At 42.9% G+C, this 14,911-nt stretch carries 12 protein-coding genes; 8 read left to right on the top strand and 4 right to left on the bottom strand.

Going from position 1 to position 14,911, the window contains the following annotated elements; translation table 11 throughout:
- Positions 1–5: 5 nt before the first annotated feature.
- Positions 6–1,013: an acyl-CoA dehydrogenase family protein gene (locus EIP89_RS03535; protein ID WP_124397278.1), complete on the bottom strand. Its 1,008-nt coding sequence runs from the start codon at positions 1,011–1,013 to the stop codon at positions 6–8.
- A gap of 281 nt (positions 1,014–1,294) precedes the next feature.
- On the opposite strand from EIP89_RS03535, the gene EIP89_RS03540 reads away from it, so the two are divergent.
- The 5 genes from EIP89_RS03540 to EIP89_RS03560 all read left to right on the top strand — a co-directional run bounded on the left by EIP89_RS03540 (position 1,295) and on the right by EIP89_RS03560 (position 5,477).
- The gene (locus tag EIP89_RS03540) at positions 1,295–1,744 is read left to right on the top strand and encodes a hypothetical protein (protein ID WP_124397279.1); all 450 of its coding nucleotides are present in this window, start codon (positions 1,295–1,297) and stop codon (positions 1,742–1,744) included.
- A 14-nt stretch (positions 1,745–1,758) separates the two neighbouring features.
- Positions 1,759–2,631, top strand: coding sequence for a cation diffusion facilitator family transporter (locus EIP89_RS03545; protein ID WP_160160507.1), 873 nt, complete (start codon positions 1,759–1,761; stop codon positions 2,629–2,631).
- A gap of 11 nt (positions 2,632–2,642) precedes the next feature.
- The gene (locus EIP89_RS03550; RefSeq protein WP_124397281.1) at positions 2,643–3,119 is read left to right on the top strand and encodes a PaaI family thioesterase; all 477 of its coding nucleotides are present in this window, start codon (positions 2,643–2,645) and stop codon (positions 3,117–3,119) included.
- Positions 3,120–4,025 carry a sulfate adenylyltransferase subunit CysD gene (gene cysD / locus EIP89_RS03555; protein WP_124397282.1) on the top strand — a complete coding sequence of 302 codons (906 nt, stop codon included), beginning with the start codon at positions 3,120–3,122 and terminating at the stop codon, positions 4,023–4,025.
- Between the two features lie 213 nt (positions 4,026–4,238).
- Positions 4,239–5,477: an MFS transporter gene (locus tag EIP89_RS03560; RefSeq protein WP_124397283.1), complete on the top strand. Its 1,239-nt coding sequence runs from the start codon at positions 4,239–4,241 to the stop codon at positions 5,475–5,477.
- Between the two features lie 26 nt (positions 5,478–5,503).
- Here the strand turns inward: EIP89_RS03560 and EIP89_RS03565 are convergent, their stop codons facing one another.
- Positions 5,504–7,828 (bottom strand): TonB-dependent receptor domain-containing protein, encoded by a 2,325-nt coding sequence (locus tag EIP89_RS03565; protein WP_124397284.1) that lies wholly within the window; start codon positions 7,826–7,828, stop codon positions 5,504–5,506.
- A 200-nt stretch (positions 7,829–8,028) separates the two neighbouring features.
- Here EIP89_RS03565 and EIP89_RS03570 point away from each other — a divergent pair, with 200 nt between their 5' ends.
- The 3 genes from EIP89_RS03570 (at position 8,029) to EIP89_RS03580 (ending at position 11,175) form a co-directional block, all read left to right on the top strand.
- Positions 8,029–8,790 (top strand): MbnP family protein, encoded by a 762-nt coding sequence (locus EIP89_RS03570; protein ID WP_124397285.1) that lies wholly within the window; start codon positions 8,029–8,031, stop codon positions 8,788–8,790.
- A gap of 111 nt (positions 8,791–8,901) precedes the next feature.
- Positions 8,902–9,900 carry a pyruvate dehydrogenase (acetyl-transferring) E1 component subunit alpha gene (gene pdhA, locus EIP89_RS03575; protein WP_124397374.1) on the top strand — a complete coding sequence of 333 codons (999 nt, stop codon included), beginning with the start codon at positions 8,902–8,904 and terminating at the stop codon, positions 9,898–9,900.
- A gap of 9 nt (positions 9,901–9,909) precedes the next feature.
- Entirely contained in the window at positions 9,910–11,175 is a 1,266-nt protein-coding gene (locus tag EIP89_RS03580; protein ID WP_124397286.1) for a pyruvate dehydrogenase complex dihydrolipoamide acetyltransferase, read from the top strand.
- Between the two features lie 248 nt (positions 11,176–11,423).
- On the opposite strand, the gene recQ is transcribed toward EIP89_RS03580, so the two are convergent.
- Together recQ and EIP89_RS03590 are read right to left on the bottom strand one after the other, a co-directional pair.
- Positions 11,424–13,610, bottom strand: coding sequence for a DNA helicase RecQ (gene recQ, locus EIP89_RS03585; protein ID WP_124397287.1), 2,187 nt, complete (start codon positions 13,608–13,610; stop codon positions 11,424–11,426).
- A 403-nt stretch (positions 13,611–14,013) separates the two neighbouring features.
- Positions 14,014–14,808, bottom strand: coding sequence for a DUF3050 domain-containing protein (locus EIP89_RS03590; protein WP_124397288.1), 795 nt, complete (start codon positions 14,806–14,808; stop codon positions 14,014–14,016).
- Between the last annotated feature and the right edge of the window lie 103 nt (positions 14,809–14,911).

Genomic DNA, 14,911 nt, shown 5'->3' on the forward strand with positions numbered 1-14,911 from the left:
TAAGTTTATTTATATAAAAAATGCTGACCTGCCAGTAAAAAATCTTTCCATTTCTGATGGAGCTCCAGGGTTTCGTTCATCGCTTCAAGTCCGATGGTTTGCATCATTTCCAGCGATTTTATTTCCATTAATGGTTTCAATCTTTTGATCAATTTCTGGAGGGAAGAATTCAAAGATTTCTGATCAGAAGGTTTTTCCACTTTTTTCGCTTCACTGGCAAGGTTCCACAGCTCGCTCTTAAAAATTGAATGGTACAGTTCAAAGTCTTTCTCTGCTGCGAAAGCTACCCCGAACTCACTGTCCTTTATCTCTGCTTTCTTGTATTCTTCCAAAAAACCAGCCGCCATTCCCAAGAGGGAAGCTGACATGCAAAAGCGCGCAAAGAGCATAAAATCCAAATCATATAAGCTGTAATCCGGAAAATTGTTGTATTGGCCAATGGTAAAACTGTATTCGTAGGGCACTAGGGCGTCTTTTGCCTCGATGGCATAAGTCTCAGTAGCTTTTAATGCCCAGTAGGGCCAGTTTTTTACCACAGAGATCTGATCGGGATGCAGGATAAAAGTGCGCACCTCGCCTTTAGGCAATTTTGCATTTACTGTAAAAGCTGTGGCCGACAGTGCTCCGGTGCAGAAGGTCCAAGCTCCTGAAACTTTCCACCCAAAAGGCTGCCTTGACGCTTTGCCTGTAGCGGATCCGCTGCCCGCCACTACAGCATCAGGAGCGCCATAGACTTGTTCAGCGGTTTCAAATGGCATACTGCCCGCGAAAAATCCTGCACCAGCGCCGAGGTTTACCCGCCAGCCGAGACTGCCATTGATTTTAGCAGTTTTGTAGAGTACTTCTAGGCCGGCCGGAAGAGATAGTTGCGCGCCTTTAAGCGCTTTGGGAAGGAAGATTCGTAACCAACCGCCTTGTTTCAGTTCGTTTTGCCACCGCTCTGGAAGTTCAGAGCGAAGATTGATTTCTGCTGTGTTTATGGATTTCACATTGAAGACACTGTATTTTAGCATCTTGGTTTTTTTTAGATTCAAAAATTTACTAACAAAAGTATGATAAAATTTCTATGTTGTTGCTAATCAAAAAGATGAAATTTTAAAAAAAATTTTTTCTATCATCCATGCGCCACTATTTGTGCGTTAAACGGCTTTCACGGTAAAAAAAAAAAAAAAAAAAAAATCTTGTGAAAAATTTGTAAATGCCGGAAGCGAGGTAATCTTTAGCTGCTTCAATTCGTACATTTTAATCAATTAAGACAATGAATTGCTATTTTTGTCATAAAACCGGCTGAAAAATGAAGTATCGAATTTGGATGACTTTGCCGTTGCTTTTCCTGGCGATTTCTTGTACTAAAGAGCCTGAATTGCGCGAATCGATGCTTTTTACGCTTTCGGTTAAAGATAACTTAAGAAACGATTTGCTCGACACCAATTATGTAGGGCACTTTCCTTGGGCTGATATTCGTTGGCAAGATCCCGAGGGTACTTCAGTAGAATTTCGGATTTCTAAGAAGTACGGAGCTTTTCTGTTAGAAAATACCTCAAAATTGCGAGAAAATGTCGATTACACTCTTCAATTTCCCGGAATCGCCCTGCAAAAAGTGCGTTTTGAATTCGCCGAATATCGAATGATGGATCGCAATACCAATCGTGAGATGATCGTGCGATCAATAGCTCGCGTGTGGTGGAACGATGTGCCTATCGTAGCCGAAAAAGGCTATTTCGAAGTTATACTTGCGCGCTAATTCACTTGCTTAACTTGAAAGCTACGCATCCCATCGAATCTTTACTGCGCAAGTCATTTGTTTTCAATTGCTTTATCATTCTTGCTAAACTCACTTTTGGCATTTTAGGAAATTCCTTTGCTTTGTTGGCCGATGCCATCGAGTCAGCATCTGATGTGGTGGCTTCGGGTATTGTTTGGTTAGGAGCACGATATGCCAGCCGACCTGCTGACGAGAATCATCCCTATGGACATGGTAGAGCAGAGCCACTCATCGCTTTTGTCGTTGTTTTGTTTCTCATCGTTTCTTCTTTAATCATCTTTTACCAAAGTGTTATTAACATCCGCAAGCCTCAAGAGTCGCCCGAGTGGTGGACCATACCTGTTATTGCAGCTATAATTCTCGCCAAAGAATTGGCTTTTAGGATTATTCATCGCGCTTCAGATCGTATGCACAGTACCGCGGGTAGGGCTGAGGCATGGCATCACCGTGCCGATGCTATTACCTCACTCGCCACTCTTTCAGGCGTAAGTATTGCTGTGCTTCTGGGCGGTGTATTTGTGGTGGCTGACGAAATCGCAGCTATGATTGCTGCACTGTTTATTTTGTATAATGCTTATAAAATTCTTCGTCCAGCTCTCAGCGAAGCGTTGGATGAACACATTCATCACGAGTTGGAAGAAGACATCCGCCGTATTTCAAAAACCGTGGAAGGCATAATCGATACCGAGAAGTGCTACATACGAAAGACTGGCTTCACTTACTACGTAGATTTGCATGCCATCGTCGATGGAAACATAACTGTAAAAGCGGGTCACGAGTTAGCACACCGATTAAAAGATACGCTGATGCATCACTTGCCAAACATCTCTGATGTACTCATTCACATCGAACCCTATGAACCTTAGACTTTTCGCTTATGAATCTAAGAACTTACCGCTTTAAACTTTGGCTTCTTGGTCGCTTTAAAATACCTCTGATCGGAATTTGTCGTCCACGTTTGCTCGAAATGACAAATGAGAAAATCGTTGTACGGCTTCCGCTGTACTTTTTTACAAAAAATCACTACGGCTCCATGTATTTCGGAGCACAGGCAGTAGGGGCTGATCTGGCTGCAGGATATCTCGGTTACGCCTTGTGCCATGAATTAAATCTGGACTCCGGATTGGTGTTTAAGGACTTTAAAGCCAATTTTTTAAAACGTCCGGAAAGCGATGTGTATTTTGTTTGTACACAGGGTGAAGCCATTAGGCTGCAAGTGGCAGAAAGTTTAAGCACGGGAAGTCGTGTAACGCGAGATGTTATCGTTGATGCCTTTACCCAATACGGCACTCCACAACAAGAGCTGGTTTCTACCTTTACTCTTGGGATCAGTTTAAAAGTTAAAAAGCGGTAAATGACCACTCGCGCATCTGACTACTTACTACAGCTCGTAGATGAAGCTGTTGAAATTCTCTACATCACTGCAAGGCATTTTAAGAATGCTATGATTCTTTTCTCAGGGGGAAAAGATTCAATTACTCTTAGTCATATAGCCTACAAAGCTTTTTATCCTGCGCCACCTCCCTTTAAACTTTTACAAGTAGATACGGGTCACAATTTTCCTGAAGCCATGGAGTACCGAGATTGGTTTGTACGGCATTTTGGCTACACACTCGAAGTTGCCGATGTACAAAAAGCCATTGATCGAGGCCTCGTGACTGAGCCTGAAGGACCTGACAAAAACCGCAACCGCATTCAATCAGCTGTGCTGTTAGACTACGTTCGCACCCATAATGTCGATGCTTTGTTGGGCGGAGGTCGACGCGATGAAGACCGTGCAAGGGCTAAAGAGCGCATTTTTTCGCATCGCGATGTTTCCGGGAGCTGGCGCCCTGAAAATCAACGCACTGAACTTGGAACTCTGGCTCATCTTTCGATTGCTGAGGGAGAACACTTTCGAATCTTTCCGCTCAGCAATTGGACGGAGCTCGACGTATGGTACTACATCCGCGAGCACAACCTCCCAGTGCCATCGCTCTATTTTGCCAAACCCCGAGAGGTAATCTTTCGCAACGGTGCATGGGTGCAGATTTCTCCTTACATTGCTCTTCGTCCGGATGAAACACCTACTACTCGATCGATTCGCTTTCGCACACTTGGCGATATAACCATCACGGGCGGCATCGAATCGAAGGCTACAACCGTCGAAGACATAATTCGAGAACTGGAATCCACCCTAACCAGCGAACGCGGCCATCGGCATGATGATCGCCAAACGGCCTACAGTATGGAAGTGCGAAAGCGCGAAGGATACTTTTAATACTTTTAGCGCCTAATTTTTTAAAAAAGAGCAACTCAATGATTTTAGCCATCACGGTTAATTAATTCTATCACTTCTTTACAGAGGATTATGTTATTATTAAATGATTAAAAGTATTTCCACATTTGTTCATTAAAGAATCAGCCAGCTTGTCTCGTGATTTTTGTAACAAATGTTCCTTTATCAAGCGGGGTACTTTTGTAAAAAATTCACATGCACGATTCCATTCAGCTAGGATTAAAGGAAAACTGGAAACAATTTACACTACTTGTGCTCATAAATGCCCTCGTAGGGGGCATGGTAGGCTTAGAACGAACCATAATACCCGAATTTGCTGAAGCACAATTTGGAATTGCCTCAGCTTCTGCGATCTTGTCCTTTATCACAGTTTTTGGATTCACGAAAGCCATAACGAATTACTACACTGGTCGGCTGTCTAATGTGTTTGGCCGGAGAAATCTTTTACTTTTTGGTTGGCTATTAGCTATTCCCATACCTTTTTTATTGATATATGCCACATCATGGTCTTGGGTTATAGTGTCTAATGTATTGTTGGGGATCAGTCAAGGTCTTACATGGAGTAGTACAGTGGTGATGAAGATTGATCTGGTAGGTGAAAAAAACAGAGGTCTCGCCATGGGTTTGAATGAATTCGCCGGCTATTTTGCAGTAGGTGTAGTGGCTTTTTTTACAGGGTATGTGGCCGCACATTATGGCTTGTGGCCGTATCCATTTTACATCGGCATTGGTATTTCGATAGCCGGATTTTTTACTACTCTTTTTTGGATAAGAGATACAAAAAAATTTGCAGAAAAAGAAACAGAAACTACCTCGAGCAAAGTTCTTCAAAACGTTTTCATCGAAACCTCTTTTACTAATAAAACCTTAAGCTCCGTAACTCAAGCTGGTCTTGTAAATAATTTAAATGACGGTATGATTTGGGGGCTTTTACCGATGTTGCTCTTTTCTTTGGATTTTGATGCGAAACAGGTGGGATGGATTACAGCTGCTTATCCCACTACATGGGGTATCGGCCAACTGTTTACCGGAAAAATGGCAGACCATTTCTCCAAGAAAGAAATGATCTTTTGGGGGATGTTATTACAAGGAATTGCTATTGCCTTACTTCCTTCGACGAATAACTTTTTTATTTTGTTGACATTGGCTGCAGTTTTAGGTTTAGGTACTGCTCTGGTTTATCCTACTTTCCTCACAGCCATATCTATGGCTACGAGTCCGATACAGAGGGCTGAGAGTATTGGCACATTTAGGCTATGGCGCGATTTGGGGTATGCCTTCGGCGCGATTTTGTCAGGCAGCATCGCAGATCTTTTTGGAGTGCATATCGCCATTTTTGCTATTGGAGGTATTACTCTTCTTTCATCGGTAGTGGTTAAAATTCGAATGCCTCACGACAAAAAAGAAGGTTTAGAATTACAAAAGATAGCTTAAACAGTTTTGTTTTTCAAAAGGATCTTTTAATTAAAGGATACCTGATACTGCAGCATAATTCGCATAGGTGGTGCCAAGAAAGCAGGGCGAACCATGATCTCCCTATTTAGAGCGTTATCGATAATCAAGTTTGCCATAGCGCCCGATGGCCATTTGTAACCGATGCGCAGGTCGATCACAAGATCTCCTCTGTTAAGTCTTTGATGAACAGACTGCACACCTGGTATGACCTGATAAAATACGCGATCTAAATTTCTCATGTAATCGTTGTAACGCAGCGAAACACCTGCCCTATAGCCTTTGTGATGCGACCATTGGAGATCGGTTTTAAGCAAGTGTCTGTATCTGTATTTGAGCGTTCCTGTACTGTCGTCGGTACTTAGATTTTGATAGGTAAGATATTGGCCGGTGACATCATTAAAAATAAACGGTCTATCAGGATAGCGAACACGCGGGTCGCTGTAGGCATAGCCTGCTAGGAACTCAAGTTTGTGAACGCCCGACTGATATAGACCTGTAAAAGTAAGCTCTATTCCCTGGATACGCACAGCGCCTACATTTACCGATTTGAAACCTAATTGCCGCTGCAATTGTGAGGTTCCTCCTACTGTGTCCCAGCGGCTGAAAGTGAATTCGATCATATCGTCAAAATCCATTCGAAACAAAGCCAGCTCTGCCTGCATCTTTAGTTGCTGACCTAAGGCAAGGAGCTGCTTGACACCAATTTCATAGGTGTTGCCTATTTCAGGATTCAGTTGTGTATTTGGAAAAATGTTTACCGTTCCGACATTGGTTTTGGTAAAAGCTTCAGCCATAGAGGGGAATCTAAACCCTTGACCCCACGATGCATACACATTGGTGTATGGTGCTACTTTGTAGTTTGCACCAAAACGCAACACGGGTTTGCCTTGTGCCCTGTTGTCGAGCTTAAAAGATTCGTAACGGGCACCTGCGCTAAGGCTAAGGTTTTGCCATTTATAATCCGTTTGAAAATAAGCTGCCAGATTTCTGCTGGTATGTCGTCCTACGAAGAGCTCACTATTACTTTCTGACCACAGTCCAAAAATGCCACTTGTAATTTTTAGTCCCGAATAAGAAAGCCATTGTAATTGATATTGGGCAAGATATGACTGACTCGCATTGTCAAAAACTGTAGAATCATCCCGGGAATTATTGTCGATAGCTAAAAATCGGCCGTTGATTTCATGCCGTAATACTCCAGTTTGGCGAAACTGATTATATGTCAGCCAGGGATCGATGTGATATGTAAATCCCTGGGCAACGGTGATACTGCTGTCCTGAGCAATTAATGCCTGATTTTCCCCATTCCAGATAAGAGGCGAAGCACTTTTTCTGTAGGATATGTTGCCATTCAACCCATATTGAAGTGACTTGCTTTTATTCCAATGTGTTTTGAAATAGAGTCTGCTTCTGTTGTCGGGCGAGCGCCATTGGTATCCTTCATCCCACTGGCCTAGTCCACTTAACAAGTAGCCAAACCAATTGTTGTCGTCATTGGGATTTTCTTTTCGGTTTTGAAAACTCATCTGTACACCACCTAGCGATTGCAGGCCGTTCCACCAGGTAAGTTCTGGACGTGGAGCCGCAGGATAAAAGCCCGTAAACATATTGACCCAGCTCCTTTTTTGATAATCGCTCCGCGTGCGAACATTTATTACACCATTCAAAGCACTAGAACCATAAAGTGCTGAAGAAGCTCCTTTTATCACCTCCATTTGCTCGAGTGATTCGAAGGGTACAATGGTCCATTGTACCTGATTGGCATCAGGCGATATGAGGGGTAGATTGTCGAGCAGCAGAAGTACACGCGTACCTGCGCCATAACTCCAGCCACTTCCCGAGCGTATGTTTGCTTGGCCATCGTTTACATTCACTCCTGGTACTTGATTCATAGTTTGTTGTACATCTGTTGGATTTTTATTTTCCACCAGGTTCGGGCGAATTACGGTAAGTGAAACAGTTGTTTCTTCGATGCGCTGTTCTGATTTTGAGGCTGTAATTACCACACTTGGCAGCGAGTAACTTTCCTCCCGCAGATTTACCAGGTAAAGGGTTTTGCCATTTAGAACGACCCATTCTGTGCGGTAACCCAACATTCGAACCTCAGCAAACTTTGCCGTTGAGATATTAATTTGAAAACTCAATATGCCTAATTCGTCTGTTTGTCCACCGTTCAGTACCTGATTTTTAGAATCATCAAAAATTCTTACTGTTGCTCCTGGTACTGGTCCCTGGCGATCACTTATTTTAAAGGTGATTTCACGCCATTGGCCATAAAGATTACACGTAACTAATGAGGCAAACAGGAGAGTAAGGTTAACAATTCGCATAAATGTTACGAAATATTTAACAAAGATGTAAAAAATCTTCCGTTCGATTACTTACAATGGCAAGCAGTGACCTACCGATGTCGTTTTGCTCAAATGCATTTTTATGTTAGCGAAAAAATTGATATTGAAAATCAGTGTATTTTTAGATCCTGAAAAACATTTTAATTCCATTGAAAGTCTATTTAAAAAATCTTTTGACGTTGAGTAACCTGAAGATGTTCAATTGGAGATTTTTGATTTTATCGATAGCACTTATTGTGCAATCCTGTAAAAAGGCAGAAATACCTCAACCTTCTCCAAATCCGATTGAAAAAAATCTTTCAATCCGATTTATCCACAAAATAGGCCAGGAAAACATCCGATTAAATCAAAATGCAACACTCACCGATGGACGTCAGTTTCGCTTCCAATTTATAAGACATATTTTTACCAATATCTTTCTCATCAGCGACGCAGGAGATACCGTTTTTCCTGCAATACAGCGCATCCTGATTCGAGAGAATACATCTGAATACGATTTAGGTAAAGTACTTCTGCCTGAGGGCAAGTGGAAGATGTATCTGCTCTACGGTGTTGATTCATTGACAAACACCACGGTACAGCCCCCGATGGTAGAAAACGCCGGTGATCCGCTTGCACCGCAGTTTCCATCCATGTACTGGACATGGGAAAGCGGCTACCTCTTCACACGCATTGAGGCTCTTGCCGATACTTCCAGAATTCCTTCAGGCCAGCTCAATGGCTTTATTGATTACCATTTAGGGAAGACTGGCTTAGCCAGATGGTTAGGGCCATTTAATGTACAGGTGCAAAACGATCAGGCCTTTGTAAACCTCCAATGCGACCTGGCCCCTGCGCTAGAATCAGTGGTTTGGCCAGAAGAATTCAGCTCGCATACGTTTGAGAATCTAGCTCTTGCCGAAAAATTATTAGGCCAAATTGCTCAGAATATAAGAGATTGAATCAGTAAATTCAAAAGTGTAAAAAGTACACCTTTTTTTCGCCTTTTCCTTGAAAATTTGACATGGATTTATGGCTTAGCTATCTATTTTTGCCCGGTTAAAGTACTTGATATGCCCAAAAAACCTATTACTAAGGAAACATACCTTAAATGGTATGAAGATATGCTGTTTTGGAGGAAATTTGAAGACAAAGCGGCAGCACTCTACATACAGCAGAAAATCAGAGGTTTTTTACATTTATACAACGGTCAGGAGGCAGTACTGGCCGGATGCTTGTACGCCATGGAGCCAGGTGACCGTATGATTACGGGTTATCGCAATCACGTACAACCAATCGGTATGGGAGTAGATCCCCGCACGGTGATGGCCGAATTGCTTGGAAAAAAGACAGGATGCAGCAAGGGCAACGGCGGATCGATGCACATGTTTTCGAAAGAGCACAACTTCTTTGGCGGTCATGGCATTGTGGGTGGACAGATTCCGCTCGGGGCAGGTATTGCCTTTGCCGATAAATATCTGGGTCGTCCACATGTTACACTCACCTTTATGGGCGATGGAGCTGTGCGCCAGGGTTCGCTGCATGAAACTCTGAACATGGCCATGATGTGGAGCTTACCGGTTGTTTTCATCGTCGAAAACAATGGCTATGCAATGGGTACCTCAGTAGAGCGCTCAGCCAATCACACCGAAATCTGGAAACTCGGTCTCGGCTACGAAATGCCCTGCTGGCAGGTAAACGGCATGAACCCCGTAGATGTGTACGAAGGCGTATGGGAGGCTGTGGATAATGCGCGCGCTGGCAAAGGACCTTCGTTTATCGAAATAAAAACCTATCGCTACAAGGGGCACTCCATGAGTGACGCCCAGCACTATCGCACCAAAGAAGAGGTGGCGGAGTACATGAAAATAGACCCAATTACCCAAGTGCTCAACGTAATTAAAGAAAACAACTGGGCTACTGAAGCAGAAATACAAGCCATTGACGAACGGGTAAAGGATCTTGTAAACGAGTGTGTAGAATTTGCGGAGAAAAGCCCTTATCCGGAGCCCGAACAGCTCTATGAAGATGTGTATGTTCAAAAAGACTATCCATTCATAACCATTCAATAAAAACTACTGATGGCTGAAATAGTTACCATGCCAAGGCTCAGCGATACCATGACGGAAGGTACCGTAGCCAAATGGCACAAAAAAGTAGGAGATAAAGTAAAAGAAGGGGATATACTGGCCGAAATTGAAACCGATAAGGCCACGATGGAATTTGAATCCTTTCAAGAAGGCGTACTCCTCTACATCGGTGTAGAAGAGGGTGGCACTGCTCCAGTTGACAGCATCTTGGCAATTCTTGGCCAAGAAGGGGAGGATATTTCATCTCTCATCGGCGGAGGTGCAGCAAACCAAACATCAACCAAAGCTGAACTGCCTAAAGAAGAAAAACCTGCTGAGCAAAAGGTTGAAGCCGACGATGTTACTGAAGAGGTAGAGACCGATGGACGAAGAATAAAAATTTCGCCCCTTGCACGCCGATTGGCTAAGGAAAAAGGCATAGACATCACCCAAGTAAAAGGCACTGGTGAGGGTGGACGCATCGTAAAAAGAGATATTGAAAACTTCAAGCATGGCGCAGTGATCGAAAAGCCTGTGAAAGAAGAAGTGGTGCGTCCTGCCGTTCAAGAAGCTCCTTCAGTACCGTCTGCAGCAAGTGTAGCATATACCGAAGAGCCGGTTTCACAAATGCGCAAAACCATCGCACGCCGACTGGCAGAGAGCAAGTTCAGCGCACCGCACTTCTACCTCACTATTGAAATTGACATGGACAAGGCCGTTGAGGTGCGCAAAATGCTCAACGAAATTTCTGACATTAAAATTTCGTATAACGACCTTGTAATCAAGGCAACTGCTCTTGCTCTTAAGAAGCATCCAAAAATTAACTCTTCTTGGCTCGGAGATCGCATCCGCTTCAACCACGATATCAATATCGGTGTAGCAGTAGCTGTAGAAGAAGGTTTGCTAGTACCTGTTATTCGCCACGCCGACCAAAAAGGTCTCAGCACCATTGCTGCTCAAATAAAAGAATTTGCTCAAAAAGCCAAAGATAAAAAACTGCAACCTTCTGACTGGGAGGGCAATACTTTCACAATTTCCAACCTCGGAATGTTTGGCATTGACGAATTCACCGCCATCATCAATCCACCAGATGCCTGTATTATGGCTGTAGGGGGTATTAAGCAAGTTCCTGTAGTGAAAAATGGCGAAATCAAGGTAGGTCACGTGATGAAAGTAACCCTGAGCTGCGATCATCGAGTAGTAGATGGCGCTACAGGGGCTGCATTTTTGCAGACCTTTAAATCACTGATCGAAGACCCGATGAAGATGATTCTTTAATCGTTACTAAATACTATACATACAAAGCCCGACTCTCAAAAGTCGGGTTTTTTTGCTATTTTTCGGAGTAGATACATTCAAAAATTGAAGAATTTAAACTTAGTAAATACTTGAAGAACAGCATCTTACAAACTTCGTAAACCTTTTATCTTCGCATTTAAATACGTAAGCCCTTACACCTTTCAAAAACCTTTTGATCAGAGTGTGAGGGCTTAAACTTAGTTGGTTGGCTGGTTAAGGCCAGGTTATTAGTTTGCAACTTCGCTCATAAACTTGATGCGCACCATGCGAAGCTCCTCTTCAGTGTATTCTCCATCGAATTCTTTATAAGCCTCTTCGATCGAGTCGGTTTCAGCTTCCATAAAGTAGTCAAAGATCTCCTCGATTTGGTCTTCGTCGAGTTTTTGGTCGAGGTAATAGTTGATGTTAATGCGGGTTCCAGAGTTTACGATGCCCTCGATTTCATCGAGCAGCTCTTCCATAGTCAGCCCTTTTGCTTTGGCAATGTCGTCGAGGGCCACTTTGCGGTCTGTCGATTGAATGATAAATACTTTGAGGCTCGATTTGTTGACCACTGACTTCACGACGAAGTCATCGGGTTTTTCGATATCGTTTTCTTTTACATACTTAGCAATCAGGTCAACGAAAGGTTGTCCAAATTTCTTAGCTTTTCCTTCGCCTACCCCGGGTATATTCTTAAGTTCTTCGAGGGTAGTGGGGTAGTGGAGCGCCATTTCGTTTAGTGTACTTTCCTGAAAGACAGCATACGGGGGCACACCTTTCTTCTTCGCTTCGCTTTTCGTGAGTTCTTTAAGCATTTTAAAGAGTACTTCGTCAAAGGCAGTAGCACTTTTGCCGCCGAGTATTACGTCATCGTCGTCGTCAGTAATGCCTTCGAAGTTGGTATCTTCAGCCATTAAGAAGGGCTGAGGATATTCAATAAACTTTTTGCCTTCTGGCGTTATTTTGAGAATGCCGTAAGTTTCGATTTCTTTTTCGAGTAGTCCGTTGACAATGCATTGGCGAATTACGCTGTTCCAATAGTGTTCGCTCTTGTCGGCACCTTCGTTAAATTGTTCGTATTCTTCTACTTTATATGACCGAAGCTGTTGATTGAGCTGACCTTTGAGAATGGCAACTATTTGAGGAGCTTTGAAACGGTTTTGGCCTGAAACGACCGTTTCAAGCACCAGCTTCACGTCTTCCTGAGCGTCGAATTTTTCCTTCGGATTGCGGCAGTTGTCGCACATATTGCTGCACTTTTCCTCCGGAAATTCTTCTCCGAAGTACTTGAGTAAGTATCTGCGACGGCAACCTGAGGTTTCGGCGTAAGCAATGGTCTCTGCGATGAGCTGTTTGCCGATTTCCAACTCGGCAACTGGTTTGCCAGCCATAAGCTTTTCCATCTTTTCGAGGTCTTGGTAGGCGTAGAAAGCAATACAGTTTCCTTCGCCTCCATCGCGACCCGCACGCCCAGTTTCTTGGTAGTAGCTCTCCAATGACTTTGGCATGTCGTAATGGATCACGAAGCGTACATCGGGCTTGTCGATGCCCATACCAAAGGCAATGGTAGCCACGATTACATCTACCTCTTCCATCAAGAAGGCATCTTGGTGCTTAGCGCGCGTATTGCTATCTAGGCCGGCATGGTAGGGCAGTGCTTTAATGCCATTCACTTGCAGTGTTTGGGCGAGTTCTTCTACCTTTTTGCGGCTCATACAGTATATGATGCCGCTTTTGCCTGGATTATTCTTAATGAATTTGATGATCTCTTTTTCTGTATTAACCTTAGGACGAATCTCGTAATAAAGATTTTCGCGGTTAAAAGATGATTTGAACACTGCTGCATTTTCCATCCCAAGGTTTTTTTGAATATCGCTCTGTACTTTGGGAGTAGCAGTAGCGGTAAGGGCGATGATGGGGCGCTTTCCGATTTTGTTCATGATTGAGCGCAGGTTGCGGTATTCAGGTCTGAAATCGTGGCCCCATTCCGAAATACAGTGCGCTTCGTCGATGGCGTAAAAACTTATTTTTACTGTCTTTAGAAATTCGATATTCTCGTCTTTTGTGAGACTTTCAGGCGCCACATAAAGCATTTTAGTGATGCCCGCTGTAATGTCGTCTTTTACTTGCTGGATCTCCTTTTTTGTAAGCGAAGAGTTGAGCACATGTGCCACCCCATTTTCGGTAGAAAATCCCCGCATTGAGTCCACTTGGTTCTTCATCAGGGCGATCAGTGGCGAAACAATGATAGCAGTGCCTTCGCTCATTAAGGCCGGTAATTGGTAGCACAGCGACTTACCACCGCCGGTAGGCATGATTACAAAGGTGTCGTTTCCTTCCAATAAACTCTTGATTACTGCCTCCTGATTTCCCTTAAAGGTATTGAATCCAAAGAACTTTTTCAGGTTCTCTACTAAAGATGTGTTGCTCATTTTCTTCAGCGTATATATCTGTAAAGATAATCGAATTTTTCTGCGTTAAACAATGATTAGTTGAATTTTAAACGGTTTTCGAAAAAAGGATTGCAAAACTAAAAATTTGATTCTTAAAGATTTTAAAATATTTCAGCTCTCATTTGGGCCTAAATACACGACCATATTTCCCTAAGTAGTTCCAAATTATCCTTTTCTCAAAGGCAAATGAAACTCGCTCGAGATCTTAGTTAACACTTTCGTATACAGACATTTTAACCTCATTAGATGTAAACAGATTGCGATCTTCTTGTGTGAAACTATTCAGAAAGAGAAAGGTTACAAAATTTAATCACATAAAAATGAGGTTATTAAAATCATACTCATCACTTGTATCAACAAAAACAATTTAAACTTGAGATAATCAAACTTTTAAGTCTATCACTTTTTCATTAATAATACATCGATAAACTCCGTCCCAAAGTTTTTTTCTCATTTCTAGCGCTTTTACCACTGCATCTTGTGCCTCTTGCCATTTTACCTGTTCATCTCCACACAACTGTGAGGTCATTTCCAGTGCTAAATGGCTGTGATGTCCACCATCTACTTCGATGTGCCGATCGATGTAGTACTGGAAGCGGGAAACTTCTTCAGGAAATTTCTTTTGTAACTCTTGAATAATCGAAAGAAACATATCAGGTATTAAATCTTCTCTGCCAAAGGTGAACACTGCAGAAAGCACATGAATCTTACCACTTCGGATAATCTCAAATGTATATCGCACAAATTCAGCTGCTTCGGAAGGTACCTCAGAATGCGCAAGCGCTTCTTCTGCGTTATAGCCCTTTTTTAATAACTCGATAAATCGATAAATGGTGCTTACATCGGCACCAGCTTGTTGCATGGCATCCAGATACATCTCGAAGTGGCTTTTTCGCACGCCATCCAAGTCGATGTCGCTTTCTTCGCCCACAACTATTTCATTGATTAGGAAGCGTGTGTTCGCATCGCCGATAGGTAGCCAAGGTACTGAGGTACAGGTCAACTGGTTTTGAAGTGCCTTGAGCAGTGACATAAAATCCCAAACTGCAAAAACATGGTACTCCATAAAGGTGCGCAAATCGTCTAAAGTCTGAATGGACGAATACGCGGGATGATGAATAATTTCCTTTCGTAAGGGTTCAATAGCCTGTTGAAGTGCAGAAATATTTTTATTCATTAAATCCATTAGATAACACTCATCTTGATTTACAGCCTAAATATGACGGCTGACGAATAGTAAATGTTTGTGATTTTAAATGCTTTCAGTCCTAAAAACCTGC

It is taken from the genome of Thermaurantimonas aggregans, from assembly GCF_003851885.1.
GTDB classification, from domain to species: domain Bacteria; phylum Bacteroidota; class Bacteroidia; order Flavobacteriales; family Schleiferiaceae; genus Thermaurantimonas; species Thermaurantimonas aggregans.

Coding starts and splice junctions, on each gene's coding strand:
- EIP89_RS03535 (WP_124397278.1), bottom strand. CDS start 1,013: ATGCTAAAATACAGTGTCTTCAATGTGAAATCCATAAACACAGCAGAA.
- EIP89_RS03540 (WP_124397279.1), top strand. CDS start 1,295: ATGAAGTATCGAATTTGGATGACTTTGCCGTTGCTTTTCCTGGCGATT.
- EIP89_RS03550 (WP_124397281.1), top strand. CDS start 2,643: ATGAATCTAAGAACTTACCGCTTTAAACTTTGGCTTCTTGGTCGCTTT.
- cysD (WP_124397282.1), top strand. CDS start 3,120: ATGACCACTCGCGCATCTGACTACTTACTACAGCTCGTAGATGAAGCT.
- EIP89_RS03560 (WP_124397283.1), top strand. CDS start 4,239: ATGCACGATTCCATTCAGCTAGGATTAAAGGAAAACTGGAAACAATTT.
- EIP89_RS03565 (WP_124397284.1), bottom strand. CDS start 7,828: ATGCGAATTGTTAACCTTACTCTCCTGTTTGCCTCATTAGTTACGTGT.
- pdhA (WP_124397374.1), top strand. CDS start 8,902: ATGCCCAAAAAACCTATTACTAAGGAAACATACCTTAAATGGTATGAA.
- EIP89_RS03580 (WP_124397286.1), top strand. CDS start 9,910: ATGGCTGAAATAGTTACCATGCCAAGGCTCAGCGATACCATGACGGAA.
- recQ (WP_124397287.1), bottom strand. CDS start 13,610: ATGAGCAACACATCTTTAGTAGAGAACCTGAAAAAGTTCTTTGGATTC.
- EIP89_RS03590 (WP_124397288.1), bottom strand. CDS start 14,808: ATGAATAAAAATATTTCTGCACTTCAACAGGCTATTGAACCCTTACGA.